This window comes from Nocardia brasiliensis (genome assembly GCF_042691675.1).
Lineage (GTDB): Bacteria > Actinomycetota > Actinomycetes > Mycobacteriales > Mycobacteriaceae > Nocardia > Nocardia brasiliensis_D.
Window position 1 is genome coordinate 2,988,491 of the sequence record NZ_CP170507.1, and the last position, 22,298, is coordinate 3,010,788.

The window sequence follows — 22,298 nt, forward strand, 5'->3', positions numbered from 1 at the left end:
TTCTGGCGCAAGACCACTCGCCGCACCCGCGGGTCGGCCGCGGGTGCGGTTGGTGCTGTCGTGGTCATCTGCGTCCCCGCCGGTGTTCGGGTCGCCCGGCGGGGTTACTGCTCAGTGGGCGTACTCGGCGGCCCTGGCCCAGACTCGGTGTTCGGGCAGCAGCGTCGCGATCCCGTCGAATGCCCTGGCGATAGTGTCCGCGCCCGCGACGCCCGCGGAGTTGTCGGTGACCCCGGCGGCGCGCACCGCGTCCGCTCCGTCGGGTGTGTAGGCGATGCCTTTGAGGTGGCGATGCGCCTCCTGCACGAGCGTGGTCAGCCGCAGGTCGCCGACGGTGGCCGCGACCAGGAGGGCGTCGAATTCGATGGAGCGGGCGGTGTCGAGCGTGCGCGAGACAACCACCTGCTGGGCACCGTTGCCGAGTTCGCCGCCGTGCGGCGCGATAACCAAGGGCGTCATCGACTGCTCGGCGATCGTGGCGACGGTGGCGGCCAGGTCCGCGAGGTCGGTCTTGTCGTCGGCGACGATGCCGATGATCCGGCCGTCGCAGGGCCACCGGCCACCGACCTGCGAGAGGGCGGGCGAGGCCAGCACTTTGACGTTCTTGCTGGGCTTTCCAGGCAGCGGCAGTCCCAGCCCGGTCGCAACGGTCTGGGCAAGCTGCTCATCGATCTGCCGCAGCACCGTCACGGCTCGCTGTTTGATCGCCTTCTCGTAGCACTTGCCCAATTCGAAGGTGTACGCCTTGGCGACGTGTGCTTGTTCGACCGGCGTCAGGCTCGCGTAGAAGATCCGCGCCGAGCTGAAGTGATCGTCGAAACTCTTCGGCGCTTCCCGGACCTTCCGCCCCGCAACCGCCTCCGGATACTCGATCAGCGCGGCGTCCTTGTTCCCCGCCAGGAACGGACAGCCGCCGTCGAGGCTGTTGGGACGGTAGGGCGCGACCCCGGCATGCCCCGCGGTCTGATGCATGCCGTCGCGGAACATGTCGTTGACCCCGACGTGCGGCCGGTTGATCGGAAGTTGCGCGAAGTTGGGGCCGCCGAGCCGGGAGATCTGGGTATCGAGGTAGGAGAACAGCCTGCCTTGCAGCAGCGGGTCATCGGTGTGGTCGATGCCGCGAACGAGGTGGCCGGGGTGGAACGCGACCTGCTCGGTCTGCTCGAAATAGTTCGTCGGGTTGGCGTTGAGCGTCATCGTGCCGATCACCTGGACCGGCGCCAACTCCTCCGGCACGAGCTTGGTGGGGTCGAGCAGATCGATGCCCTCGAAGGTCTGCTCCTCGGTGTCGGGAAACACCTGGACGCCCAGGTCCCACTGCGGGAACGCGCCGGATTCGATGGCGTCGGCGAGATCGCGACGGTGCATGTCCGGATCGACGCCCGCGGCAATCTGTGCCTCTTCCCAGAGCATGGAATGCACACCGAGTTTCGGCTTCCAGTGGAACTTCACCAAGACGGTCTTGCCGCGCGCGTTGATCAGGCGGAAGGTGTGGACGCCGAAACCTTCCATCATTCGGTAGGAACGCGGCAGTCCACGGTCGGACATGTTCCAGAGGGTGTGCGCGGTGGCCTCGGTGTGCAGCGTCACGAAATCCCAGAAGGTGTCGTGCGCGCTCTGCGCCTGCGGGATCTCCCGGTCCGGGTGCGGCTTCGCCGCGTGGATGATGTCGGGGAATTTGATGCCGTCCTGGATGAAGAACACCGGGATGTTGTTGCCGACGAGATCGAAGACGCCCTCATCGGTATAGAACTTCGTCGCGAATCCGCGGGTGTCGCGCACGGTATCGGCCGAGCCGCGCGAACCGAGCACCGTGGAAAAACGCACGAAAACCGGTGTTTCCTTGCCCTTTTCGAACAGCGAGGCACAGCAGATCTGCTCAGCGGCGCCATTGGCGGCGAACACGCCGTGCGCGGCCGCGCCACGTGCGTGGACCACCCGCTCGGGGATGCGCTCATGGTCGAAGTGGGTGATCTTCTCCCGGAGATGGTGATCCTGGAGCAGAACCGGCCCGCGCGGCCCGGCCTTCAGCGAGTGGTCGGTGTCGGTCAGTCGGGCACCCTGTGCCGTCGTCAGGTAGGCGCCCTGCTGGGCCATCGCATCGATGGGTGCGTCGACCGGCGTCCCGGTCGCGGTGCTCGGGCGCGGCGCGGCCTGATCCGGCTTCGGCGGAAGCGGTTCCCGGGGCTGGGTCGGCTCCTCCACCGGCACTGCCGCACTGGATGGCACGCCAGGGGCGATGGGCTGGGCTTTCGACTTCGGGCGTGAGGTTCGGGGCATTGGACAGCACCTCCTGTAATCGAACGAACACGAGGACGCCTTCGCGAGTGCATTCGCGAGAGCCGACCGGCGGCTCCGGCCCGCGGCTTCCACCAGGTCACATGACCGGCTATGCCCATCCGTTCGCACCGCAAACCGGTTCGCTGGAGCGGCACGGTTCGGAACGCCACCGTTACCGGCCCGCGTCCGCAGGATTACCGCGACCCGACCGGCCGACCGGGCATGCTGGCTGCCGCGACCAGGCACGCGACTACGAGGCAGCCGGTGCAGGCGCTGAAGGCGGCGGCGTAGCCGGACGCCAGCGCGATGGCGCTCAGTGCGGCGAGGCCAACCGCGCCGCTGGTCTGGCGCACCGTGTTCAGGACGCCCGCGGCGAGGCCGCTGCGTTCGGTGGGTACGCCGTCGGTGGCGGCCACGGTCAGTGGGGTGAACGCGGCGGCGGTGCCGAAGCCGAAGACCGCGCCCGAAACCAGCACGGACCAGAAGTAGGCGGCATCGACCGCGAGGCCGATGCTGATGCCCGCCAGGCCGGTCGCACCGATGGCGCAGCACAGCATGGTCGCGCGGCGTGCCCCGAATCGGACGGTGAACCCACCGGCCGAGCGGGCTCCCGCGACCATAGCCACGCCGACCGGCAGATATCCCACGCCGGCCAGCAGCGGTGAATAGCCGTGCACGTCTTGCAGATACAGCGAAAGCAGCACCGGACTCGCCAGGAAACCCGCACCGAGCAGGAACATCACCACATTGGCGCTGCGCACCGAGCGCAACCGGAAAATGTCGAGCGGCATCAGCGGATCGGCGGCCACGGCGTGCTGATGCACCGCGAACAAGGCGATCAGCACGAACCCGGCCAGTAGCGGCCCGAGCACCGACGCGGCCGACCAGCCCACGGCGGCCGAGCGCATGATCGCCTCCACCACACCCGAGATGCCCGCAGTGACCAGCACCGCGCCGACTACGTCCAGGCGTGGCCGATCAGCCGCCTTCGGCTGCCGCGGCAGCACGCGGACCGCTCCGACCATGCCGACCAACCCGAGCGGTGCCAAGACGAAGAACACCCATCGCCACCCCGCCAGCTCGGTGAGCATGCCACCGAGCACCGGCCCTGCCGCGGCACCCGCCGCGCCCACGGCACTCCAGGTCGCGAGCGCGCGAGCACGCGCGGACGGTGCGGTGAAGGTGGCGGTCAACGTCGCCAATGTCACCGGCATCAACAGCGCGCCACCGACTCCCTGCACGGCCCGCGCCGCCAACAACAGACCGGGAGATCCGGTACAGCCCACCGCGACTCGCGCGACCGTGAACACTCCGAGCCCGAGCAGCATGATCGCGCGGCGGCCGAAGACGTCCACACAGCGTCCGCCGAGCAGGAGAAATCCGGCGAAGGTGAGCGTGTAGGCGTTCACCGCCCACGGCAGTGCGGCGGGGGAGAAGCCGAGATCGGCGCGCAGGTCGGGCAGCGTGACCGAGACGATCGTCGCGTCCATGATCACGCAGAACGACCCGACGCAGGCCAACGCCAGCACAAGTCCCTCGTGCCGCGGGCGGCCGCCGCTCACCCGCTCCGCACCGCGCGTCGTCGTGCTCATCGGTCCCACTCCGCGGACCGCGTCGCCGCGCGGAACCGCAACGCGGGGTCGGCATATCGCGCGGCCTCGACGGTGTAGAGCGCGTTGATCGACGCCCGATAAGCCACGAAACCGGTTGCCAGCGCGCGGATCTCGGCCTCGGTCGCGGGCAGGCAGGCCGCGTCGAGGAGCGCGCGGACCGTATCCACCGAACTCATCCCGCCACCGCCGTCCGAGAAAGGGACGGTCGAGCTCGGTGCCAGTCCGTGTGCCGCTGATACGCCTCGCCGACCCGCAGGATGACGGGTTCGCCGAAGGCAGGACCCGCAATCTGCAGGGACAGCGGTAGTCCCGCTTCGGCTACGCCCATCGGCAGGGCCAGCACCGGGTTTCCGAGCCCGTTCCAGTACGGGGTGTGGATCAGCCGGAACAGGCGCTCGTCGTCCTGATGGCCTGCGTCGTCACCGAGTTCGTCGAGCCGTGGCGCACCGCGCGCGGCCGTGGGGCAGACCACCACGTCGACGCGCTGGAACAACTCGGCGATCGCGAGCTGGGCGATGCGCCGGACCCGTTGCGCCTGAACATAATCCGCCCCCGACACCAGCGCACCCTTGGCGAGCAAGCCGCGCGACGCCACGAAGTAGTCGGTCCACCGCCGGGACAGGTCCGTCCGGTGATAGGCGAGCCCCTCACAGGTAGCGGTGAGCAAGGTCGCCGTGATCGTTTCGTGCCAGTACGGCAGGACGACCTCTGCCAGGTCGGCACCGCGGGCGGCGAGCACCGCCAACGCCTGATCGAACACCGCTGCCAGCCTCGGATCGGCGTTCTCCGGGAAGTGTGCCTGCCGCACCACGCCCACCCGCACGCCGGTCAGGTCGGACGGGTCCCGCGCCGGATCGCCGCGGCGGGAATCGAAGTCGGGCGCGGCGACACTGTCCGGGTCGCTCGGGTGCGCCCCGGCGATGACCCGCAGCAGCTCCGCGCAGTCGCGCGCGGTGCGTGCCATCGGGCCGACCCGGTCCAGGCTGTAACCCAGTGGTACGCAGCCGGATTTCGGCACCAGGCCGAAGGTCGGCAGCAGGCCGGTGATGCCGCAGAACGCGGCGGGCATCCGAATGCTGCCCGCCGTATCCGAGCCGAGACCGGCCAGAAAGCAGCCTGTCGCGATGCCGCTGGCGGTACCGGAGCTGGAACCACCCGCCCAGCGGGTCGGGTCCCACGGATTGCGCGGCGCGGGGAACGGCCGGTTCGGATCCGGTATCCCGCACGCGAATTCCATCGTCGTGGTCTTGCCGGTGATGATCGCACCCGCGCGCTTCAGCCGGGCCACCACCGGTGCGTCGCGGCCCGCACCCCAGGCACGGTCGTGCACGGAACTCTGGGCGGTGGTCGGACCGTCGGCGTCGGCGATGGTGTCCTTCACCGCGACCGGGATGCCGTGCAGCATTCCCCGATCGACGCCGCGCGCCAGTTCCTCGTCGGCGCACCGAGCCCGGTCTCGGGCCTGGTCATCGAATCGGGTCAGGTAGATACCGAGTTCGGGGTCGTGCCGGTCGGCCAGCGCGATCGCGGTCTCGACGAGTGCGGTGCTCGTCGTGTCGCCGTCGCGCAAAGCGCGGGCTACCTCGGTGATGGGATACGGCTCTTGCGGCACTGTTCGCCTCCACGTGCTGAGTAGGTAAGGCAAACCTTGCCCGTTCAACCCGGGTTGAGGTCAACTAGTGCTATGCCAACACTGACGCCGATCGCCACCGTCGTACAGCACTTCGGCATTCCGCTGTCGACGTTGCACTATTGGGAACGCCGCGGGCTGATCATCGCGCAGCGCCGCGGCGGGCGGCGCTGCTACGACACCGACCAGCTCTATCGGATCGACTTGATCCGGCAATGGCAGAGCACCGGGTTGATGAGCCTGGACGAGATCGCCGTGCTGCTCAGCGCGCCCTCCGCCGCGTCGCCGGACGCGCGGTGGCGTGCGCTGGTGCACGCGCAACTGACCGCGCTCGAACACCGGATGGCCGAGCTCGACCGGGCCCGCGACTACCTGCACGTGTTGCTTACCTGCCCACACCGCGGCGAACTGGAACGGTGCCCGAACTACCGTGCGACGGTGTCACTTCCGGGCGGCCTCGGGAACGACGAGCTCGCCTAGGGAGCTGATTCGCGCCACGCGCGTCGACGGGACCAACCGTTCGCCTACTCGGTTGCGTAGATGAATTCCGTTGCGGCTCCGAGGGTTACGCCGTACCCATGGATGCTACGGAGTAGCGTGGTGGCAGTCGCAGCTGGTTACAGAATCGGACTCCGTCATGAAGAAGTTGCTGTCGTGGTCGGCCGTGCTCTGCTGGCTCACCGTCCTGCTCGAGGGCTACGACCTCGTCGTGCTGGGGGCCGTCATTCCCACGCTGGTCGACCAGCGCCACATCGGATTCACCGTCACCAGTGCGACATTCGCGGCCACCATGTCGCTGGTCGGGGTGGCCATCGGCGCGACGGGGTCGGGGCCGATTACCGATCGCTACGGTCGGCGTTGGATGCTGCTCGGCTCGATAGCGGTGTTCTCGGTGTTCACCGCCGCCATTCCGCTGGCCGGGTCGGTCGGTGTCTTCGCCGCGTTCCGGCTGATCGCCGGGTTGGGGCTCGGTGCGTGCATGCCGACCGCGCTGACCTTGATGGCCGAGCACATGCCGCCGGTCCGCCGGGCGTTCGCGAGCACGGTCACCATGACCGGCTATCACGTCGGTGCCGTGCTCTCGGCGCTGATCGCCCTTCGGTTCGTCCCGCACTGGGAGCCGATGTTCTACCTGGGCGGCGTGGCCGGACTGCTGTTGCTGCCGGTGGTCTGGGCCAAGCTTCCCGAGTCCGACGCCTACCTGGCGGTCAAGGCCGTACCGAGCAGAAGGCAACCCACCGTACTGCTCCAGCCGGTGTATCTGCGTGCGACGCTGGGGGTTTGGGTCGGTTCGTTCATGGGATTGCTGCTCGTCTACGGCTTGAATACCTGGCTGCCGAAATTGATGCGCGACGCCGGCTACAACATGTCCACCTCGCTGACCATGCTGCTGGCGCTGAACGTCGGAGCGATCATCGGCCTGCTCACGGCCGGGATGCTCGCCGACCGGCGGGGCATCAAGCCGACGGTGCTGGTGTGGTTCGGTGCGGCAGCGGTCTTTCTCGCGCTGCTGAGCGTCGAGGCGTCCAGCAGTCTGCTGCTCAACGCGGTGGTACTCGTCACCGGCATCTTCGTCTTCTCCGCCCAGGTGCTCATCTATGCCTATGTGACTCAGGCGTACCCGGCCGAAATACGAGCCACTGCACTGGGTTTCGCTTCCGGCGTCGGTCGTCTCGGGGCGATCTCCGGTCCGACGATCACCGGCTGGCTCATCGTCGTCGGCGCGGCGAACCCCTGGGGCTTCTATCTGTTCGCCGCCGTCGCGGTCATCGGGCTGCTCGCCATGTCCGCCGTCCCCCGTACCACCGTCGACGGCCTGGCCTCGGTCGAACCCGTCGCGTCGAGTCGCCCGAGATGAGGGGGCCCAGCACTTCCGCCGCTGGCTGACCACGATGCCGCACTCGGTCGCCGGTGCGTCCCCCTTCGATGTCGAGCGGCAACGCGGGGAGCTTCGATTGATCAGCGGATCGCGTTACGGCGCAGCGTAGTTCGCGGAGGACTGCGCCGGTTGGCGGCAATCAAAGTCCGTGTAGCCGATGCGCGTTGGCGGTGATGGCGTCGCGCAGCGCCTGTTCCGGGCCGGACAGGCGGGTGCGGCGGTGCAGGAGGACGAATTCGAGGTCACCGAGTGCGGGCAGGGTGGGATCGTCGATCGTGACCAGGCCATCGGGTAGCAGCGTCTCGGAATGCACGATGTAGCCGAGTCCGGCGAGCGCGGCGGCACGCAGTCCGAGCAGGCTGTCGCTGACGCAGGTGATGCGCCAGACGCGGCCATCGCGCTCCAGGGCTTGCAGCGCGATGCGGCGGGTGAGGCTCGGTGGCGGGTAGGTCACCAGCGGGACCGGGTCGCCCTGGGTAGTGCCGCCGGGCGGGCCCGCCCACACCAGCCGGTCGCGCCAGATCAACTCACCATGGCTTTCGCCGGGGAGCCGCTTTCCGAAGACCATGTCCAGGTCACCGGCGGCCATGCGGGTCTTCAGGGTCTCGCTCAGGCCGACGGTCAGCTCGAGGTCGATGCCGGGATGGTTGCGTCGGAATTCCAGCAGTACCTCGGGCAGGTCGCTGGCCACCAGGTCGTCGGAGGCGCCGAACCGGAGCAGGCCGGTCAGGGTGGAGTCGGAGAAGAACTGCTCGGCCCGGCCGTTCGCGGCGAGGATGGCGCGGGCGAAGCCGACCATCGCGACGCCGTCGGCGGTGAGGGCGAGGTTGCGGGTGTCGCGGCGCAGCAGGCTGCGGCCCGCAGCCTTCTCGAGTCGGGCGATGTGGCCGCTGACGGTGGATTGGCGTAGGCCGAGGATCTTGCCCGCGGCGGTGAATCCGCCCGCCCGTTCGACGGCGAGAAAGGTGCGCAGCAGCTCTGGGTCGAACACGCCTTAATCTATCACGATATCGGTTTACAGATATTCGATTGAGCGCCTTTCGCGATCGAATGGGTGCTCGTAGCGTCGGCGTCATGAAGTACCTCAACAAGTTCTACATCGACGGTTTCATGCTCGGCATCGTCGCGAGCGCCGTGCTGGCCAGCGTCTTTCCGGCGCAGGGCGGGGTGGCGGAGGTAGTCGACCGAGGTACGAAGGTGGCGATCGCGCTGCTGTTCCTGCTCTACGGTGCGCGGCTGGAACCACGGGAAGCGATTGCGGGGCTGCGGCATTGGCGGCTGCACACGGCGGTGCTGGGAGTGACCTTCGTGGTGTTCCCGCTCATCGGGCTCGCCCTGCGCGTGCTGGTGCCCTCGGTGCTGACCGAGGACCTGTACATCGGTGTGCTCTTCCTGTGCCTGGTGCCGTCCACCGTGCAATCGTCGATCGCGTTCACCGCGATCGCGCGCGGCAATGTCGCGGGCGCTGTCGTCAGTGCCTCGCTGTCGAATCTCGTCGGGGTGTTCGCGACCCCGCTGCTGGTGGTGTTGCTGATGAACACCACGGGCAAGGCCGAGGTGAAGGCGTCGACGGTGCTGGTCATCATGGTGCAGCTATTGCTGCCGTTCCTGCTCGGACAGTTGCTGCGGCCGCGGCTCGGCTGGCTGTTGCGGCGGTCGACGCCGTTGAAGGCGGTCGATCGGGGTTCGGTTTTCCTGGTCGTGTACTCCGCATTCAGTGCCGGTATGGCCGAACACATTTGGCGTGGACTGTCACCGCTGCGGGTGCTCGCGACCGCACTGGTGTGTGCCGGGCTGCTCGCGGCGGTACTCGGCGTGACCGCCGGAGTCGGCAAGCTGCTCGGGTTCGCCATGCCGGACCGCATCGTGCTGGTCTTCTGCGGATCGAAGAAGAGCCTCGCGACCGGGCTGCCGATGGCGTCGGTGCTGTTCGTCGGTCAACCGGTGGGCCTGATCGTCTTGCCGCTCATGATTTTTCATCAGATCCAATTGATCACCTGTGCCGTCCTGGCACAGCGTTACGCCCGCAGATCGGAGGTAACCGTGTGGAGCAAGAAACGAGAGGTGGAGAAGGGCGAATCACCAGGCGCAAAGCAATCGGTACCGGGGTGGCTGCGCTCGGCGGCGCAGCGGTCGCTGGTCTGGGGGTCGCGGCGATGAGCGGGCCGTCGGCCGCATCGGATCGACCGATGACGGATCTGGATACGAAGCTGGACAAGGACTCTCATCTGTTCCGGCTGAGCGCGGCCGAGCCGCTGCGCTTCGAGGGCGGGACCTTGCAGGGCGCGCACGAAGGAAACTTTCCGGTGCTGCTCGGTCAGGAGGCATCGGTCTACATCGCCCGGCTCGAGGTGGGTGGCATCCGGGAACCACACTGGCATCCGACCGCGTGGGAGCTGAACTTCATCATCTCCGGCCGGGCCGAATGGACCATTCTGGGGACCCATCCCGACGGCGACTACCGCAACGACAAGTTCGAGGCCGGGCCGGGCGATCTCGTGTTCGTGCCGCAGGGCTTCTTCCACTACTTCGGCAACGCCGATCCGGAGCAGATGCTGGAAGTGTTGGTGGTGTTCAACACCAGCGCCACCGAGCCCGCCGACGATATCGGTATCGTCGCCACGCTGAATTCCCTTCCGCGCGAGGTGCTTGCGGCCTCGTTCGGCATTCCGGTATCGGCATTCGATCAGGTGCCCACTGAGATCGAGCCGGTGGTGATCACCAGACGGCAACGGTGAGAGGGGTGGGCCGCCGATTAATTGGTCGGCGGCCCACCCTTATCGCATGGCTGCTGACGTACTGGGGTGATCGTGCAGAAACTTCGGCACGACCATCCGCCACGCATCCACGATCAACTCGCGCATCTCGTCCTTGTCGATCGCGGCCATCGAGCAGTCGACCCAGTTGTATCGCAGGTCCGACGCCCTGGGCAGGAAAAATTTGTCCGGCTCAGCGGCGACCAGCGCGGCCCGTTCGGCTTTGGGAAATGCGAACCCCATCACCGTTTCGTCCCGCGAGAACGCGATATACACGATCCGGCCCACCCGAAACTTGATGCGATCCGCCACGATCGCCTCGTACGAACGGGGGAGGGTGAGTGCCAGCGCACGCACGTCCGCGACGGTGATCATGCACCGATGATGCCACCGGGGACCGACAGGTTCGGGTAAAGCTCCCTGCGCACCGTCTACGACGGCTAGGTGGTCCCGGCATCGACGGAAACGGGTACAGCTGGGGCTCGGTCTGTTTCGGGGAGAGTGGTTTTGGACCGAATGGCTGTCAGGGCTACAACGACGACGGCGGCCACCAGGCTGGTTGTTGCGATGATGGCGGCCACTCTGCCGGTCGAGGCGCCGACCTCGTCGGCGAGGTCGAGGTCGGTATGCCCGAAGACCACGGTGGCCAGTGCCGCGCCGATGGCCCCACCCAGGTTGTGGAACGTCCACGACGCCCCCACCGCGAAGCCGGACCGGGTAGGCGGCACAGTCGAAATCGCCAGCACCGTAGCGGGTCCCAGCACCAAGGCCCAGCCCGCACCGAACAGGACGAGAGCGACCAACAGGACCGGCAGGTGGCTCCCGACCGCGGACCAGGCGATCCCAGCTCCCGCCAAGGCCAGCAGTCCGAAACCCCAGGGCAGCAACGAATGCGCGCCGAGGCGATCGACGAAACGGCCCGCCACCGGCGATGCGAGCGCGAGGGTGCCGCTGACGAGCAACAGCACGAATCCCGCCTGCCGTACGTCGAAGTCTCGGCCCTGGGTCAGGTACGTCGGAATCACCAGCAGCGCAGCGGCATAGAACAAGCCGAGGGAGAAGTCCGAGACGATCGCGGCGACGAACCTGCGATTGCCGAACAGCGCGGGATCGATCAACGGGTTCGCCGCGCGACGCTCCGCGACGATGCCGACCGCGACGGCGACGACCAGGACGACCGCGGCGAGCAGCACCCAGGGCGACAGCCACCCGCGTAGGTCGCCGAGCACGAAGATACCCACCGCCGAAACCACCGCGAGGGCGACAACGACCTGGCCGGGCCAATCGGTGCCGCCGGTGCGGTCGGGCAGCACCCGCGGGACCGCGAGGGCGATGGCGACGAGCGCCGCGATGCCGAGCGGAATGTTGATCCAGAAGATCGACTGCCAGCCGAGGCTGGGCACCAGCAGGCCGCCGAGCACCGGTCCGATGGCCAACCCCAACCCGTTCACCGAGTACAACCAGCCGATCGCCTTTCCTCGATCACCCTGCGGGAACAGCGATTCCACCAGTGTCGAGGTGCTCGTATACAGCACGGCGCAGGCGGCGCCCTGGACGAAGCGGGCGATGAGCAGCGTGCCGATCGACCATGATGCGGCCGCGCCCGCGGAGGCGATCACGAACAGGGCCAAGCCGAACAGCAACACTCGCCGACGCCCGAGTCGATCCGCGACGCGTCCCGCAGTGACCATGAACATCGACAGCGCCATGAGGAAGACGCCGAGGGTGAGCTCGGTGTTCGACGCACCCGCGTGTAAATCGTCGCCGATGGCGGGTAGTGCGGTGGTGACGATGGTCAGGTCGATGCACCCGAGGAACGACGCTACCGCGAGTCCGGCGAACCCGGCGATGCGCCGCTGGATGGGGATCTCGGTCGTCATTGCTCCGCGCCTTCCGCGTTGTGCAGCGCGGACTTTCGCTTCTTGAACCGCAGCGGGAGCCACGCGACCCGGTCCGGGTGCTCCGGTTCGACGAACAGTTCCCGGGTGCGCCCCATCGCCGCGGAGATCCGCTGCGGGTAGATCACATAATCGAAACCCTCGTGCGCCCACAATGGCATGATGATCGGGCATTCCTCCAAAAGGTATGCGCGGCAGGACTTCCGGACCGCGTTCTGATCGACATCCGGTTCCCGGGTCAGTCGGCGCTCGATGAAGCGGTCGATGGTGCTGTCGACGGCGTTTCGATAGAGGTCGTCGGTTTCGTAGGCGTGCTCGACCGCGTCGTACAGGTCGCCGTAGCGGGGATGGGAAAGCGCGAAGTCCCATCGCAAAATGTTGGTGGGGCAGTCGATCTGGTTCAGGTAGCCGATATTGCGCGCGATCCATTCGTCGCCCGCGATGCGGGCGCGTGCGTGCCGGTCGATATCGGTTCCGCCGCTGAGGTTGTGCCGTTGCAGGGTGTCCGCGACGGCGATCGCGCAGCGGCCGAAGTTCGAGCGGTTGATCAGATCGATTGTCGCCGCTAGCTTTTCGCCCTCATGGTAGTCCGCGCCGACGCTGACCAGCAGCACCGTGGAGCGACCTTCGGTGGTGATGGTGTCCGACCGTAGGTCGTATGCGGCTTTGTGCGACGCCGAGAGCAGCGTAGTTGTCGTCATCAGCTCCACACCTTCAACGACTCGGCCGGGTCGGTCACCCCGATGAACAAGCCGATGGTGATGCGGGGTCGGTCCTGCGACGGAGCGACGGCATGGACGCGTCGCGGGTCGATAAAGATCGCGTCGCCGACCTGCGGTGTGATCACCACGGCCGGGTCGCCGACGGATGCGCGGTCGATGCCGTACACCCGGTCACCGGACCGATCCCGATACTCGCGTTCGTCCGGGTAGTCGTCCCAGATCTCCAACTCCCCGCCCCGGTCCGGCACGTCCAGGTAGACATTGACCGACAGTTGGCGGCTGATACGAATATCGAAATCTTCCGGCAGGTTTCGGCCGATATTGTCCGTGTGCGGCTCCAGATCCACCCCCGCCAGCTGGTAGCGCGCGACGCCCGCGAAGAAGGCTTGCCCGGCGCGGCGGAGCAGACTTGCTCCGGACGGCCAGATTTCATCGAGCAGCAGCCGAAGGTCGTCCGCGGGATAGGAATACGGCGCGGCGATAGCGCGCAGCCGCTCGATATTGCGGTGCGCCTCGTCGAAGTACCGCTTGCGTCCGGCCTCGGTGTTCGTCTCCGAGAACGCGTGGCCGATGCGGCGGAACTGCGGGTCGGTGCCAAGCGGGCCGTGATCCTGCCTGCCGACGAACGCTTTTCGCAGGTGCGCGAGCGCGTCGGGCCGAACGAACCCGGCCAGTCGAACCGCGTGAACGTCGCCGTTCAACAGCGCCGTCAACGAGTCGTGATCGAATCCCTGCCTGGTGGTGTCCAACACGCGTTCTCCGAGAGATGGCGTGGCCGTAGTCATGTCGTTCCCCTCTGGTTGTCGCTCGATGGACCGGGCACAGGCCCGGGCATGAGAAATGAGGTGGTCCCAGCGGACATGGTTTCGACCCCCATCCCTCCAGAGGGCCCCACAACAGGAGGGGGCCCGCGCTTGCCCGGGCCGCATTACTGCGGCTCGGCCTGGTCTTGACCCGGGGCACCCCGCCGCGGTTGGAGGGTTGCCGGCCAGCTAGCCGGGGACTTGACGCTGGCACTCTTGACCTGAACTAAGAATCGCGCACGTCAGAAGCGCTGTCACGCTTTAGAATCGCGCTGAGTTTCTTCCCGAGGGGACTGGACTACCCGCTCAGCTCTGGGGCCAGATCACCTGGTCCGGCAAACACAGGCTCGCTGAGCGGGTGGTCGGTACGGGTCCGGTGCCGGGGGCGAAGGCCCATTGGGAGATCGGGCCCGCGGCCTTCCACTGCAGGACGCCCGCGGCGTCGGACACCACCTGGTACACCTGCTCGCTGCCGTCGATGAGCTGGGTGCCCACGCAGTAGTCGTTGTACTCAGTGCCCGGTTGCTGCGCTCCGGCACTGAAATTGCCTGCCGGATGGGTGCGAGAGCCCGGATTCGCCACGGAGCTCGGTGCGTCGACGGCCGCGCCACGGCGCCACAGCGGTGCGCCGCGCTGATCGGTGCCGCAGGTGAATTCCCGGCCACCGGCCACCACTGTCGCGCCCTGCGCATGACCTGTCCCGGCCCAGAGACAGTCGGCAGCGGGCGCCGCGGTTGCCCGGCCGGTGGCCACACCCAGCAGTCCCAACGCGGCCATCGCGGCGACCGAGACGGCTACGCCTCGGCGTAAACCTGTGGCGCGCTGCGGGGTGACGTCCGACCGGGGCGTTCGCGGTGCGTCCTGAGCGAGCGAATCGGTATCAACAAGGAGCATGTCCCGACGATAAAAATTCGCGACCTGCCACAACATCCCGCCGGAGCGCCATTCTCCGGCAATACCGTGGTGCTAGGGGTGTGCTCCCAGAGCTGGGGGCAACCCCTTACCCGAATCCTCCTGCGCCCCTAGGGAGGTAGCCGCGGTGTCGGGGGCCGGATCCGGTGGACCCGACCGCGCGGCTCATTGACGAGAGCCGACGGTCGGTTCCGCCGACTCGAGCTGCCGGGTAGTGCCGCGCAGCTGCGTCAGCCCCCACAAAGCCGATGCGCACAGCGAGTAAGCCGCGCCGAGCCAGCAGGATGCTGCCCATCCCCAGGCGGTGTACACCCAGGTCGTCGTGAATGCTCCGACGGCGGAGCCGAGGGAATAGAAGGTCATGTAGGCGCCGATGACGCTGCTGGCGCGGTCCGGATGCGCGGTGGTGAGCAGATGCTGGCTGCTGACGTGCACAACTTGGACGGCGAAGTCGAGCAGGATGATGCCGACGATCAGCAACCACAGGGTTGCTTCGATTCGGGCGATGAGCAGCCAGGAGATGGTGAGCAGCGCCAGTGACCAGCCGGTGATCGGCTGCGCGTGACCGGTATCGGCCCAGCGTCCGGCGCGGGCCGCCCCGAGGGCTCCGGCCAAGCCCGCCGAGCCGAGCAGGCCGATTTGGGTGGTGCTGAGGTTCCAGGGCTCGGCGCCGAGGGGAAGCGCGAGACCGCTCCAGAGGGTTCCGAAGGATGCGAAGAGAAACAGCGCGATCAGGCCTCGGCTCAGGAACAGTCCATCGGTGCGCGCGAGCCGCCCCATCGACGCCAGCACCTGGGAGTATCGCGCGCCCGAAGTCCTGATGTCGGGGGCGAGTTTCGTGCCGACTGTAAGAGCGAGCGCCATGCACAACATGGCGAGCAGCGCGTACACCGCTCGCCAGCCGAGCGCATCACCCAGCACACCCGCAAGGACGCGAACACCGAGAATGCCGATCACCACACCCGAGGTGACCGCGCCGATATTGCGGCCCCGCTCGCTCGGCGTGGAGACGGCGGCGACATAGGCGACGGTCACCTGCACGACGACCGCGAACACCCCCGCGACCACCAAACCCACCACCGCGACGACGCCGTTCGGTGCGCCGGCCACGATCGCCGCACCCACACCGGTGAGGACCAGATGTCCGGTGATCAGCCGTCGGCGGTTCACGACGTCGCCGAGGGGAACCAGCAGGACCAGTCCGATGAGGTAGCCGATCTGTCCGGCGGCGACCAGCCCGCCGAGCAGCCCGGATGCCAGTCCCAGGTCATCGCCTGCCGCTGCCGAGATCGGTTGAATCGCATAGATCGTCGCCACCGCTACCGCGGCCACCAGCGCTAGGACGAATCGCTGCGACGTTTTGATTCCGGTCGACACAATATCCTCCATTAGTAGCAAAATGCAACCAATTCAACCTAGGGCATAATGGTTTCAGATTGCAACTGAAACGGAGGAGAGTTCATGTCCACGACCCTCGGCGCTGACCGCGAGTGGACTGATCCCACCTGCCCCGTCGCGCGGACCGTCGACCTGGTGGGCGACCGGTGGAGCCTGTTGATCGTGCGTGACGCCATGGACGGCGCGGCGGCGTTCACCGAGTTCCAGCAGCGGCTCGGCATCGCCCGCAACATCCTCGCCGACCGCCTCCGCAAGCTCGTCGACCACGGCATTCTGACGACGACCACCGCCCCCGGCGGCAAACGGCACACCTACGAACTCACCGACGCCGGGCGGGATCTCTTCACCACCATCGTGGCCATGCGGCAATGGGGCGAGCGCCATGCTTTCACCGGCAACGAAGCTCACTCGACGCTCGTGGACTCCGTCGGTAATCCGGTCGCCGAACTGCGCCCCGAAACTCGGGAGGGAAAGCCCGCCACCGCGCTCACCACCCGGGTTCGCAAGGTGGGGGAGGCGTGACCGCTGTGGCTCCGGCCCATGCCGGGTCCGGACTCGCGCAGGTAGTGTCGGAGTGCGTGGCGTCCGCAGTGGTACTGGTAACTGGTTCTTCGGGTGTGGTCGGAGCTGCGGTCGCGCGTGAAATACACGCGGCGGGTTGGCAAGTGCGCGGCTGGGACGTCCGGCCCGGCCCGTGGACCACCCACCTTGGCGACTTACGCGATTCGCAGCTTCGGACGCAGGCCGTGCAGGATGTGGAGACTGTCGTACACACGGCCGCGCTGCACGCTCCGCATGTCGGCCACGTTTCCGATGACGAGTTTCGCGCCGTCAACGTGGACGCCACCGCCGCTCTGCTCGAGCAGGTGGCCGAATGTGGCGTCCGGCGAGTGGTTTACACCAGCAGCACCTCGGTGTACGGGCACGCACTGGTGCCGGACGACCGCGCGGTGTGGGTCGACGAATCACTGGAACCGCAGCCCCGCGACATCTACGACGAAACCAAGCTCGATGCGGAAGCGCTTCTCACGAAGGGTGATCACCCGTCGACGACGATCGTTTTGCGTATCGCCCGCTGTTTCCCTGAAACGCCCGCCATCCAGGCTGCACACCGGCTCTACCGTGGGGTCGACGTTCGCGATGTTGCCCGCGCGCACCGGCTGGCCGCGGAACACTCTCAGGTAACCGGGGTGTTCAACATCGCTGGCCCAATGCTGTTCCGCCGCAACGACACACGGGAGTTGTGGCGCGATGCGCCGCCACTGCTCGAACGACGGACGCCCGAGATCGTCACCTTGTTCCGGCGACAAGGCTGGCCACTGCCACCCACCATCGACCGCGTCTACGATTCCGGCAAAGCCCACCGACAGCTCGGCTACTCGGCCGCCTACGACGCCACAGCGCTCGCGACGGAGCACCCTTCCGGCCCTTGGTGAGCCTGCGAACAAGCGATTTGATCGCTGTGGTTCAGCGGAACTATCAGCAGTTCATGGGATTACGGGCTGAGTACCGGAACGATCACTTCGCTCAGTACCTGCCGTAGGTCACCTACGGGCGGTAGCGCGATGGAGCTGGTGAGCATGCGGAATATCCATTCGGCTATCGCCTCGGGATCACGCTGGGCGAGGAGCCCGATCTGCATGCCGAGCCTGAGTGGTGGGGCGAATCCGGCGATGAACTGGTCGCGTGCCGATGCCAGGCTGGTGGCGAGTTCGACTGTGGTGGAGTCCATCTCATCAGCCAATAGTTTCGCTACAACAGGGTGCGCTCGAACATATTCGATGGTGCCAGCCATCAGTTCCACGATCAATCCCGGCCACGGTGGTTCCCATTCGCGCTGCGTGAGGGTTGCCAGGAATCGATCGACCTCTCGTGCGAATAGTAAGCGCGAGATCGCATCGACGGTGCCGATCTTGCGGTAGACCGTGGCCCGGTTGTAACCCATCTCATTGGCGACGTCTTGAACGCTGGTGCGCGACAACCCATATCGAGCGAAGCATCGAGCCGCCGCGTCGAGGTACGGGTCCAGCTCAGGTGGCGGCGGTGGCGGCATCCCCTCGAAAATCGCGGTCAGGATCGGCGCGCGGTACCGCGATTTCAGCTCCTCCGTCGACAGCGAAGGCTTGTTGTTCGACATCGCACCAGCATAGAGCGCTGATGCGACAGAACGACAAAAGTGTCGCCAGTTGTGCATTGTCTCTGGTGTGCTTACTCTCGGAGATCCGGAGGCTCGGCAGGCCCGCCAGGCGGACCTGCCGATCGCTGATCCGGATCGCCCACTGGGACAAGGGAGTTCGTATGGACGCGATAGTGCGCGCCCTCGGCGGCAAAGGTGTCGTGGCGCTCGATCTGGCCAACGCGCCACGGAAGGACGACGGCTATTTCGGGCCGGGGTCGATCAGTTGGCGGGTCTACCAGAATCCGATGGTCATCGGTCTCGCCGGACTCCTCGGGTCGGTCATCGCGATGTTGGATCCGATCGGCGCGGCCGGTGTGGCGCAGAACAGCAGCTATATGAGCGATCCGCTGGGCCGGATTCGGCGCAGCAACGCCTATTTCATCGCCGCGGTATTCGGTGACACCGCGACGGCGGAGAAGGCGGGCCGGGATCTGTTCCGTCGCCATGCCCACGTCGACGGAGTTGTGCCCAGTACGGGGGAGTCGTACCGCGCCAACGATATCGAGGCGCTGAAGTACACCTACATCACCGGGTTTCCCTGTCTGTGGGATTGCTACACGGCCTTCAGTGGCGACAAGCCGACCACTGCCGACGAGCGTCGATTCTGGGACGAACACGTTGTTGTCGGCGAACTGCTGGGAATTCCGCGTGGCGTACTGCCCCGGACGCCGGAACTCGTGCACGCCTGGGTGCGCGACGCCGAGAAAAACATCATGGCCTACACCGAACCGGCGCAGGAACTGGTGGATTACTTCCTTCATCCACCTCTGACGCCCGCATGGCCGATGGCAATGGTGAATCCGTTCCTCCGTGCGGTGACCTGGGTGGCGCTATCGCGGATGCGGCCCGGCGCCCGCGAAGTCACCGGCATACCCGAGATGCGAGTCCGCACCGCGGCAGTGACACCGCTCGTGCGCAGAGCCGCCGCGCTGGCCGGACTGCCCGTGATCGACGACCTGGTGGCGATCGGCGGGTACGAGGCATGGGGCATACGGCACAACGCAAAGCGCCGACATCCCGGCACCGGACGAATTCCGTACGACCGCGACCTCGGATTGGCGCTACAGCAGGGCAAGGGCGGCACCCTCACCGCCGCATCTCCCGCCATCAGCGAGCCGGGACCCCGACAGGCGACCCGATGACCCCAACAGACGTGATCGCTCACGAACCTCTGCTGGACGACCGCCACTACCGCCACACACTCAGCGAGTTCTGGACGGAATCCCTTGCGCTGTTGGTGTTCCTACGCCACTTCGGCAGTACCTTCGCCTACGACCAAGCCGACGTGCTGAATCAGGCATTGGTGGAAATACAAGCGGCAAATATTCGCCCCGTCATGATCGGAGCCGGAACACCCCGCGCCGCAGCGTACTTCCGACGGGTATCCAACACGCGAGTACCGGTGTTGGCCGACCCCACCCTGACCGTTTACCGCCGACTCGGCCTGCGTCAATCCTCGCTCGCCTCGACCACGCCACGGTCCTCAGGCGATGGTTGGGCAGCAAGCACACTCGAATCTCTTTCGCAGACAAGGATCACGCCCGACAACTCGGCGGCTCGTTCCTCATCGACACCACGGGCACAGTCCTCGCCGAACATCGATCGATCCGCCCCAGCGAAGTCGCCGACCTTGCCGATATCCACCGGTACCTGGCTATCTCCCGAACACGACCCGAAAGCGCCTGACACCCAGCGGTTTTGGACCGCCGGGCGCCGCGGGCATCGAGTCAGCGGGTGGTGTAGCCGCCGTTGGCGAAGATCGTCTGGCCGGTGATCCAGCCGCCGTCGGTGGCGAGGAATCCCACCAGCGGCGCGATGTCCTGGATACTGGTGAGGCGACCGCCCATGGCCTGGGACTTGTGGAACTCCACCCGCTCCGGAGTTTCCTGCGGGTAGAAGAACGGGGTGTCCATCGGCCCGGGGGCGACATTGTTGACGGCGGTGTCGAACATCCGCCGCACATTCGCGGGCACGGTCAGGTCGGCCTGAAACTTGACCGCCTCGGCGCCCGCGGCTTCGATCGCGTGAGGAGGTCGCGGATGGCCGATCGAGTATGTGGCAGCCACACGGCCTCCGCCGTTGCGCGGCCGCTGCGTCACGGACCTGCCGGGCCAGCACGTGCCCGGCCGCCAGCAAGACCGACGCACCCTCGCGCAGCGCCTCTCCAGCCGTCGTGAGACGGATCTGCCGACCGGTGCGGTCGAACAGCGTCACGCCCAACTGGGCCTCCAGCTTGGCGACCGAACTGCTGACGGCCTGCTGGCTCAGATGCCACTGCTCGGCGGCCCGGCTGAATCCGGAGTATTCGGCGACACACAGGAATTGCTGCAGCCGCCGTGAGTCCAACGGCTCGTCGCTGGGCGACACGGCAGGATTGAGCATGCGCGGCATGCTACCGGTACCTACAAGCAGCAATTGTGGATAGCTAGGTATTTACTGTTTCCGATAGCTGGGCCGGAGATCTACCTTCGAAGAACGGCGTACAACCAAGGAAGGCGCCGCCCCGGCGCCGGAAGTGGAGACCGCATGAGCCGCACTACCGTCATCATCATTGTCGGATTCGTCGTCCTCGCCGTGTTCCTGCTCGTCGGCGCGGGGTTCGGGCGCCGCGGTATCCGCCGTGCCACCGAGGATTTCCTTCTTGTCTGGCTTGCCCTGGTCAGCGGCAACATGGCTGTCGGCGTGATCGATGAGGGCTACGGCGTGGTCGAGGAAATCCCGTTCTGGATCCTGAACTTCGTACCCGCCGCCGCCGTCGCGGTCTTCGTCCGCTACCTGGTGCGCGACCAGCGCCCCGCAGTGACAGCGGGATAAGCGGACCCGGACGTTGGTTCGCCGAAGCGTGTCCGGGCGGGCGGTGCGGGGTGTTTGCGGCATGCTTTCCCGGGTGAATGAGACTGAGCGTTCTGATGGCGTGGCCAATGCGGTCGCGCACCGTATTGCGCCGATGGTCGGGCGTGATCCGCAGGAACGAGGTAGGGCTTCCTCGCCGCTGGAGTTGTTGCTCGACCTGACGTTCGTGGTCGCGGTGGGTACTGCGGCGTCACAGTTCGCGGAGATGCTGGCGGAGGGGCGGGTCGGCCCGGCGATTGCCGCATTCGTCTTGGCGATGTTCGCGATCGTGGTGGCGTGGTTGAGTTTCAGCTGGTTCGCGTCGGCCTTCGACACCGACGATTGGCTCTACCGGGTGCTGACGATGCTGCAGATGGTCGGTGTGGTCGTCTTCGCCCTCGGGTTGCCCGCGATGTTCCATTCGATCGGGCACGGAGGGCGGCTGGAACTGCGCCTGATGGTGATCGGGTACGTGGTGATGCGGGTGGCGATGGTTCTGCAGTGGGCACGGGTGGCCCGGCAGTCTGCCGCGTTCCGTGGAGTTGGGATAGCGAACATCCGATGGATCGTTGTCGTCCAAATCGGTTGGGTGATAGTCGGATTCGCGCATCTGCCGATCGGTGCGGTCGTTGTCGGGGTGGTCGTGCTCGGGTTGTTGGAACTGTGCCTGCCGCTACTTACCCAAGGGGGCGCGGGCGGGACGCCATGGCATCCGCATCACATGGCCGAGCGATATGGCCTCTTCGCGATCATCACCCTCGGCGAGGGCGTGGTCGGCACGGTGGCCTCGTCGTCGGGGTTGCTCGGGGGCGAGGACGGGATGCAGTGGTCGGCCAACGCTGTCGCTGTCGTCGTGGCCGGTGTCGGATTGACCTTCGGTATGTGGTGGGTGTACTTCGCGACGCCGTTCGGTGAGGTGCTTGCGCGTCGTCGGCGCCGCGGATACCTCTTCGGGTATGGGCACATTCCCCTGTTCATCGGCATCGCCGGTGCTGGCGCGGGTCTGCATGTCGCGGGTCTGTACCTCGAACATCACGCCGAACTCGGCGAACTCGCGGTAGTCCTTTCGCTGTCGATCCCCGTCGGTCTCTACCTGCTGATGGTGTACCTGCTGCACACGGTCCTGCTGTCCGCCGTCGATCGATTCCATCTGCTGTTGATCGGCCTCACACTGGGCCTGCTGATCGCGGCGGGAGTGCTATCCGCGCTCGGAGCCGGGATCGCGATATGCCTGATCGTGGTGATGCTCGCGCCCTACGTCACGGTAATCGGCTACGAAACAGTCGGACACCGGCACCAGCAGCAGATGCTCTCCGCCCTCGGCGACGGCGACGAGTCGGACTCCGTCGTCGAGGATCGGTGAGGTACCAGGAGGCGTTGAGCGGCAAAGGGTTCC

General features: G+C 66.8%; 21 protein-coding genes, 3 pseudogenes and 1 riboswitch. Of the genes and pseudogenes, 10 read left to right on the forward strand and 14 right to left on the reverse strand.

All coding sequences use genetic code 11. The features are described 5' to 3' along the window. Positions 1–111 precede the first annotated feature (111 nt). The 4 genes from ACFK0J_RS13950 to ACFK0J_RS13965 form a co-directional block, all read right to left on the reverse strand. Positions 112–2,280 (reverse strand): catalase, encoded by a 2,169-nt coding sequence (locus ACFK0J_RS13950; protein WP_378740124.1) that lies wholly within the window; start codon positions 2,278–2,280, stop codon positions 112–114. Positions 2,281–2,474: 194 nt separating this feature from the next. Continuing rightward, the gene (locus tag ACFK0J_RS13955) at positions 2,475–3,872 is read right to left on the reverse strand and encodes an MFS transporter (protein WP_378740126.1); all 1,398 of its coding nucleotides are present in this window, start codon (positions 3,870–3,872) and stop codon (positions 2,475–2,477) included. After that, positions 3,869–4,069, reverse strand: a complete 201-nt coding sequence (locus tag ACFK0J_RS13960; protein WP_378740129.1) for a hypothetical protein — start codon at positions 4,067–4,069, stop codon at positions 3,869–3,871. The genes ACFK0J_RS13955 and ACFK0J_RS13960 overlap by 4 nt, the downstream gene beginning before the upstream one ends. Then, positions 4,066–5,505 (reverse strand): amidase, encoded by a 1,440-nt coding sequence (locus ACFK0J_RS13965; protein WP_378740132.1) that lies wholly within the window; start codon positions 5,503–5,505, stop codon positions 4,066–4,068. The genes ACFK0J_RS13960 and ACFK0J_RS13965 overlap by 4 nt, the downstream gene beginning before the upstream one ends. Before the next feature lie 72 nt (positions 5,506–5,577). Here ACFK0J_RS13965 and ACFK0J_RS13970 point away from each other — a divergent pair, with 72 nt between their 5' ends. Together ACFK0J_RS13970 and ACFK0J_RS13975 are read left to right on the forward strand one after the other, a co-directional pair. Further along, positions 5,578–6,003, forward strand: a complete 426-nt coding sequence (locus ACFK0J_RS13970; protein WP_378740134.1) for a MerR family transcriptional regulator — start codon at positions 5,578–5,580, stop codon at positions 6,001–6,003. Between the two features lie 157 nt (positions 6,004–6,160). After that, a complete protein-coding gene (locus tag ACFK0J_RS13975; protein WP_378740136.1) occupies positions 6,161–7,381 on the forward strand; it encodes an MFS transporter in 1,221 nt (406 codons plus the stop codon). Between the two features lie 160 nt (positions 7,382–7,541). Here the strand turns inward: ACFK0J_RS13975 and ACFK0J_RS13980 are convergent, their stop codons facing one another. Then, a complete protein-coding gene (locus tag ACFK0J_RS13980) occupies positions 7,542–8,393 on the reverse strand; it encodes a LysR family transcriptional regulator (RefSeq protein ID WP_378740138.1) in 852 nt (283 codons plus the stop codon). An 83-nt stretch (positions 8,394–8,476) separates the two neighbouring features. On the opposite strand from ACFK0J_RS13980, the pseudogene ACFK0J_RS13985 reads away from it, so the two are divergent. After that, positions 8,477–9,439 (forward strand): annotated as a pseudogene (locus ACFK0J_RS13985) (bile acid:sodium symporter family protein); the annotation flags it as partial. Positions 9,440–9,591: 152 nt separating this feature from the next. Beyond that, entirely contained in the window at positions 9,592–10,140 is a 549-nt protein-coding gene (locus ACFK0J_RS13990; protein ID WP_378740140.1) for a cupin domain-containing protein, read from the forward strand. 39 nt (positions 10,141–10,179) lie between these two features. On the opposite strand, the gene ACFK0J_RS13995 is transcribed toward ACFK0J_RS13990, so the two are convergent. The 6 genes from ACFK0J_RS13995 to ACFK0J_RS14020 form a co-directional block, all read right to left on the reverse strand. Beyond that, a complete protein-coding gene (locus ACFK0J_RS13995) occupies positions 10,180–10,533 on the reverse strand; it encodes an MmcQ/YjbR family DNA-binding protein (RefSeq protein WP_378740142.1) in 354 nt (117 codons plus the stop codon). A gap of 65 nt (positions 10,534–10,598) precedes the next feature. Beyond that, positions 10,599–12,038, reverse strand: a complete 1,440-nt coding sequence (locus ACFK0J_RS14000; protein ID WP_378740144.1) for an MFS transporter — start codon at positions 12,036–12,038, stop codon at positions 10,599–10,601. Continuing rightward, positions 12,035–12,757 carry a tRNA-dependent cyclodipeptide synthase gene (locus tag ACFK0J_RS14005; protein ID WP_378740146.1) on the reverse strand — a complete coding sequence of 241 codons (723 nt, stop codon included), beginning with the start codon at positions 12,755–12,757 and terminating at the stop codon, positions 12,035–12,037. Before ACFK0J_RS14005 ends, ACFK0J_RS14000 begins: the two co-directional genes overlap by 4 nt. Beyond that, on the reverse strand, positions 12,757–13,563 hold the full coding sequence (locus ACFK0J_RS14010; protein WP_378740148.1) for a 2OG-Fe(II) oxygenase: 807 nt from the start codon (positions 13,561–13,563) through the stop codon (positions 12,757–12,759). The genes ACFK0J_RS14005 and ACFK0J_RS14010 overlap by 1 nt, the downstream gene beginning before the upstream one ends. 120 nt (positions 13,564–13,683) lie before the next feature. After that, positions 13,684–13,803: riboswitch (SAM riboswitch) on the reverse strand. A gap of 84 nt (positions 13,804–13,887) precedes the next feature. After that, complete coding sequence (locus tag ACFK0J_RS14015) at positions 13,888–14,475, reverse strand: hypothetical protein (protein WP_378740150.1); 588 nt, start codon at positions 14,473–14,475, stop codon at positions 13,888–13,890. 183 nt (positions 14,476–14,658) lie between these two features. Further along, the gene (locus tag ACFK0J_RS14020) at positions 14,659–15,870 is read right to left on the reverse strand and encodes an MFS transporter (RefSeq protein WP_378740152.1); all 1,212 of its coding nucleotides are present in this window, start codon (positions 15,868–15,870) and stop codon (positions 14,659–14,661) included. 84 nt (positions 15,871–15,954) lie between these two features. Here ACFK0J_RS14020 and ACFK0J_RS14025 point away from each other — a divergent pair, with 84 nt between their 5' ends. After that, a complete protein-coding gene (locus ACFK0J_RS14025) occupies positions 15,955–16,413 on the forward strand; it encodes a winged helix-turn-helix transcriptional regulator (RefSeq protein ID WP_378740154.1) in 459 nt (152 codons plus the stop codon). After that, positions 16,410–17,327, forward strand: coding sequence for an NAD-dependent epimerase/dehydratase family protein (locus ACFK0J_RS14030; RefSeq protein ID WP_378740156.1), 918 nt, complete (start codon positions 16,410–16,412; stop codon positions 17,325–17,327). Before ACFK0J_RS14025 ends, ACFK0J_RS14030 begins: the two co-directional genes overlap by 4 nt. 59 nt (positions 17,328–17,386) lie before the next feature. Here ACFK0J_RS14030 and ACFK0J_RS14035 read toward each other — a convergent pair whose 3' ends face one another. After that, complete coding sequence (locus ACFK0J_RS14035; RefSeq protein WP_378740159.1) at positions 17,387–18,085, reverse strand: TetR/AcrR family transcriptional regulator; 699 nt, start codon at positions 18,083–18,085, stop codon at positions 17,387–17,389. Between the two features lie 104 nt (positions 18,086–18,189). Here ACFK0J_RS14035 and ACFK0J_RS14040 point away from each other — a divergent pair, with 104 nt between their 5' ends. After that, entirely contained in the window at positions 18,190–19,212 is a 1,023-nt protein-coding gene (locus tag ACFK0J_RS14040; protein ID WP_378740162.1) for an oxygenase MpaB family protein, read from the forward strand. Positions 19,213–19,406: 194 nt separating this feature from the next. Continuing rightward, the gene (locus ACFK0J_RS14045; protein WP_378742831.1) at positions 19,407–19,844 is read left to right on the forward strand and encodes a hypothetical protein; all 438 of its coding nucleotides are present in this window, start codon (positions 19,407–19,409) and stop codon (positions 19,842–19,844) included. Here the strand turns inward: ACFK0J_RS14045 and ACFK0J_RS14050 are convergent. Next, positions 19,798–20,010, reverse strand: a pseudogene (locus ACFK0J_RS14050) (SDR family oxidoreductase); the annotation flags it as partial. The gene ACFK0J_RS14045 and the pseudogene ACFK0J_RS14050 overlap by 47 nt on opposite strands. A gap of 133 nt (positions 20,011–20,143) precedes the next feature. After that, positions 20,144–20,452, reverse strand: a pseudogene (locus tag ACFK0J_RS14055) (LysR family transcriptional regulator); the annotation flags it as partial. A gap of 144 nt (positions 20,453–20,596) precedes the next feature. Here ACFK0J_RS14055 and ACFK0J_RS14060 point away from each other — a divergent pair. Together ACFK0J_RS14060 and ACFK0J_RS14065 are read left to right on the forward strand one after the other, a co-directional pair. After that, positions 20,597–20,884 (forward strand): hypothetical protein, encoded by a 288-nt coding sequence (locus ACFK0J_RS14060; RefSeq protein WP_378740165.1) that lies wholly within the window; start codon positions 20,597–20,599, stop codon positions 20,882–20,884. 73 nt (positions 20,885–20,957) lie between these two features. Next, on the forward strand, positions 20,958–22,265 hold the full coding sequence (locus ACFK0J_RS14065; protein WP_378740167.1) for a low temperature requirement protein A: 1,308 nt from the start codon (positions 20,958–20,960) through the stop codon (positions 22,263–22,265). Positions 22,266–22,298 lie beyond the last annotated feature (33 nt).

Bases quoted from the DNA above. Each gene is read 5' to 3' on its own strand.
- ACFK0J_RS13970 (WP_378740134.1), top strand. From the start codon at position 5,578: ATGCCAACACTGACGCCGATCGCCACCGTCGTACAGCACTTCGGCATT.
- ACFK0J_RS13950 (WP_378740124.1), bottom strand. From the start codon at position 2,280: ATGCCCCGAACCTCACGCCCGAAGTCGAAAGCCCAGCCCATCGCCCCT.
- ACFK0J_RS14010 (WP_378740148.1), bottom strand. From the start codon at position 13,563: ATGACTACGGCCACGCCATCTCTCGGAGAACGCGTGTTGGACACCACC.
- ACFK0J_RS14035 (WP_378740159.1), bottom strand. From the start codon at position 18,085: ATGCACAACTGGCGACACTTTTGTCGTTCTGTCGCATCAGCGCTCTAT.
- ACFK0J_RS14045 (WP_378742831.1), top strand. From the start codon at position 19,407: ATGATCGGAGCCGGAACACCCCGCGCCGCAGCGTACTTCCGACGGGTA.
- ACFK0J_RS14025 (WP_378740154.1), top strand. From the start codon at position 15,955: ATGTCCACGACCCTCGGCGCTGACCGCGAGTGGACTGATCCCACCTGC.
- ACFK0J_RS13955 (WP_378740126.1), bottom strand. From the start codon at position 3,872: ATGAGCACGACGACGCGCGGTGCGGAGCGGGTGAGCGGCGGCCGCCCG.
- ACFK0J_RS14040 (WP_378740162.1), top strand. From the start codon at position 18,190: ATGGACGCGATAGTGCGCGCCCTCGGCGGCAAAGGTGTCGTGGCGCTC.
- ACFK0J_RS13960 (WP_378740129.1), bottom strand. From the start codon at position 4,069: ATGAGTTCGGTGGATACGGTCCGCGCGCTCCTCGACGCGGCCTGCCTG.
- ACFK0J_RS14060 (WP_378740165.1), top strand. From the start codon at position 20,597: ATGAGCCGCACTACCGTCATCATCATTGTCGGATTCGTCGTCCTCGCC.
- ACFK0J_RS13990 (WP_378740140.1), top strand. From the start codon at position 9,592: ATGACGGATCTGGATACGAAGCTGGACAAGGACTCTCATCTGTTCCGG.
- ACFK0J_RS13995 (WP_378740142.1), bottom strand. From the start codon at position 10,533: ATGATCACCGTCGCGGACGTGCGTGCGCTGGCACTCACCCTCCCCCGT.
- ACFK0J_RS14000 (WP_378740144.1), bottom strand. From the start codon at position 12,038: ATGACGACCGAGATCCCCATCCAGCGGCGCATCGCCGGGTTCGCCGGA.
- ACFK0J_RS14005 (WP_378740146.1), bottom strand. From the start codon at position 12,757: ATGACGACAACTACGCTGCTCTCGGCGTCGCACAAAGCCGCATACGAC.
- ACFK0J_RS13975 (WP_378740136.1), top strand. From the start codon at position 6,161: ATGAAGAAGTTGCTGTCGTGGTCGGCCGTGCTCTGCTGGCTCACCGTC.
- ACFK0J_RS14015 (WP_378740150.1), bottom strand. From the start codon at position 14,475: ATGCTCCTTGTTGATACCGATTCGCTCGCTCAGGACGCACCGCGAACG.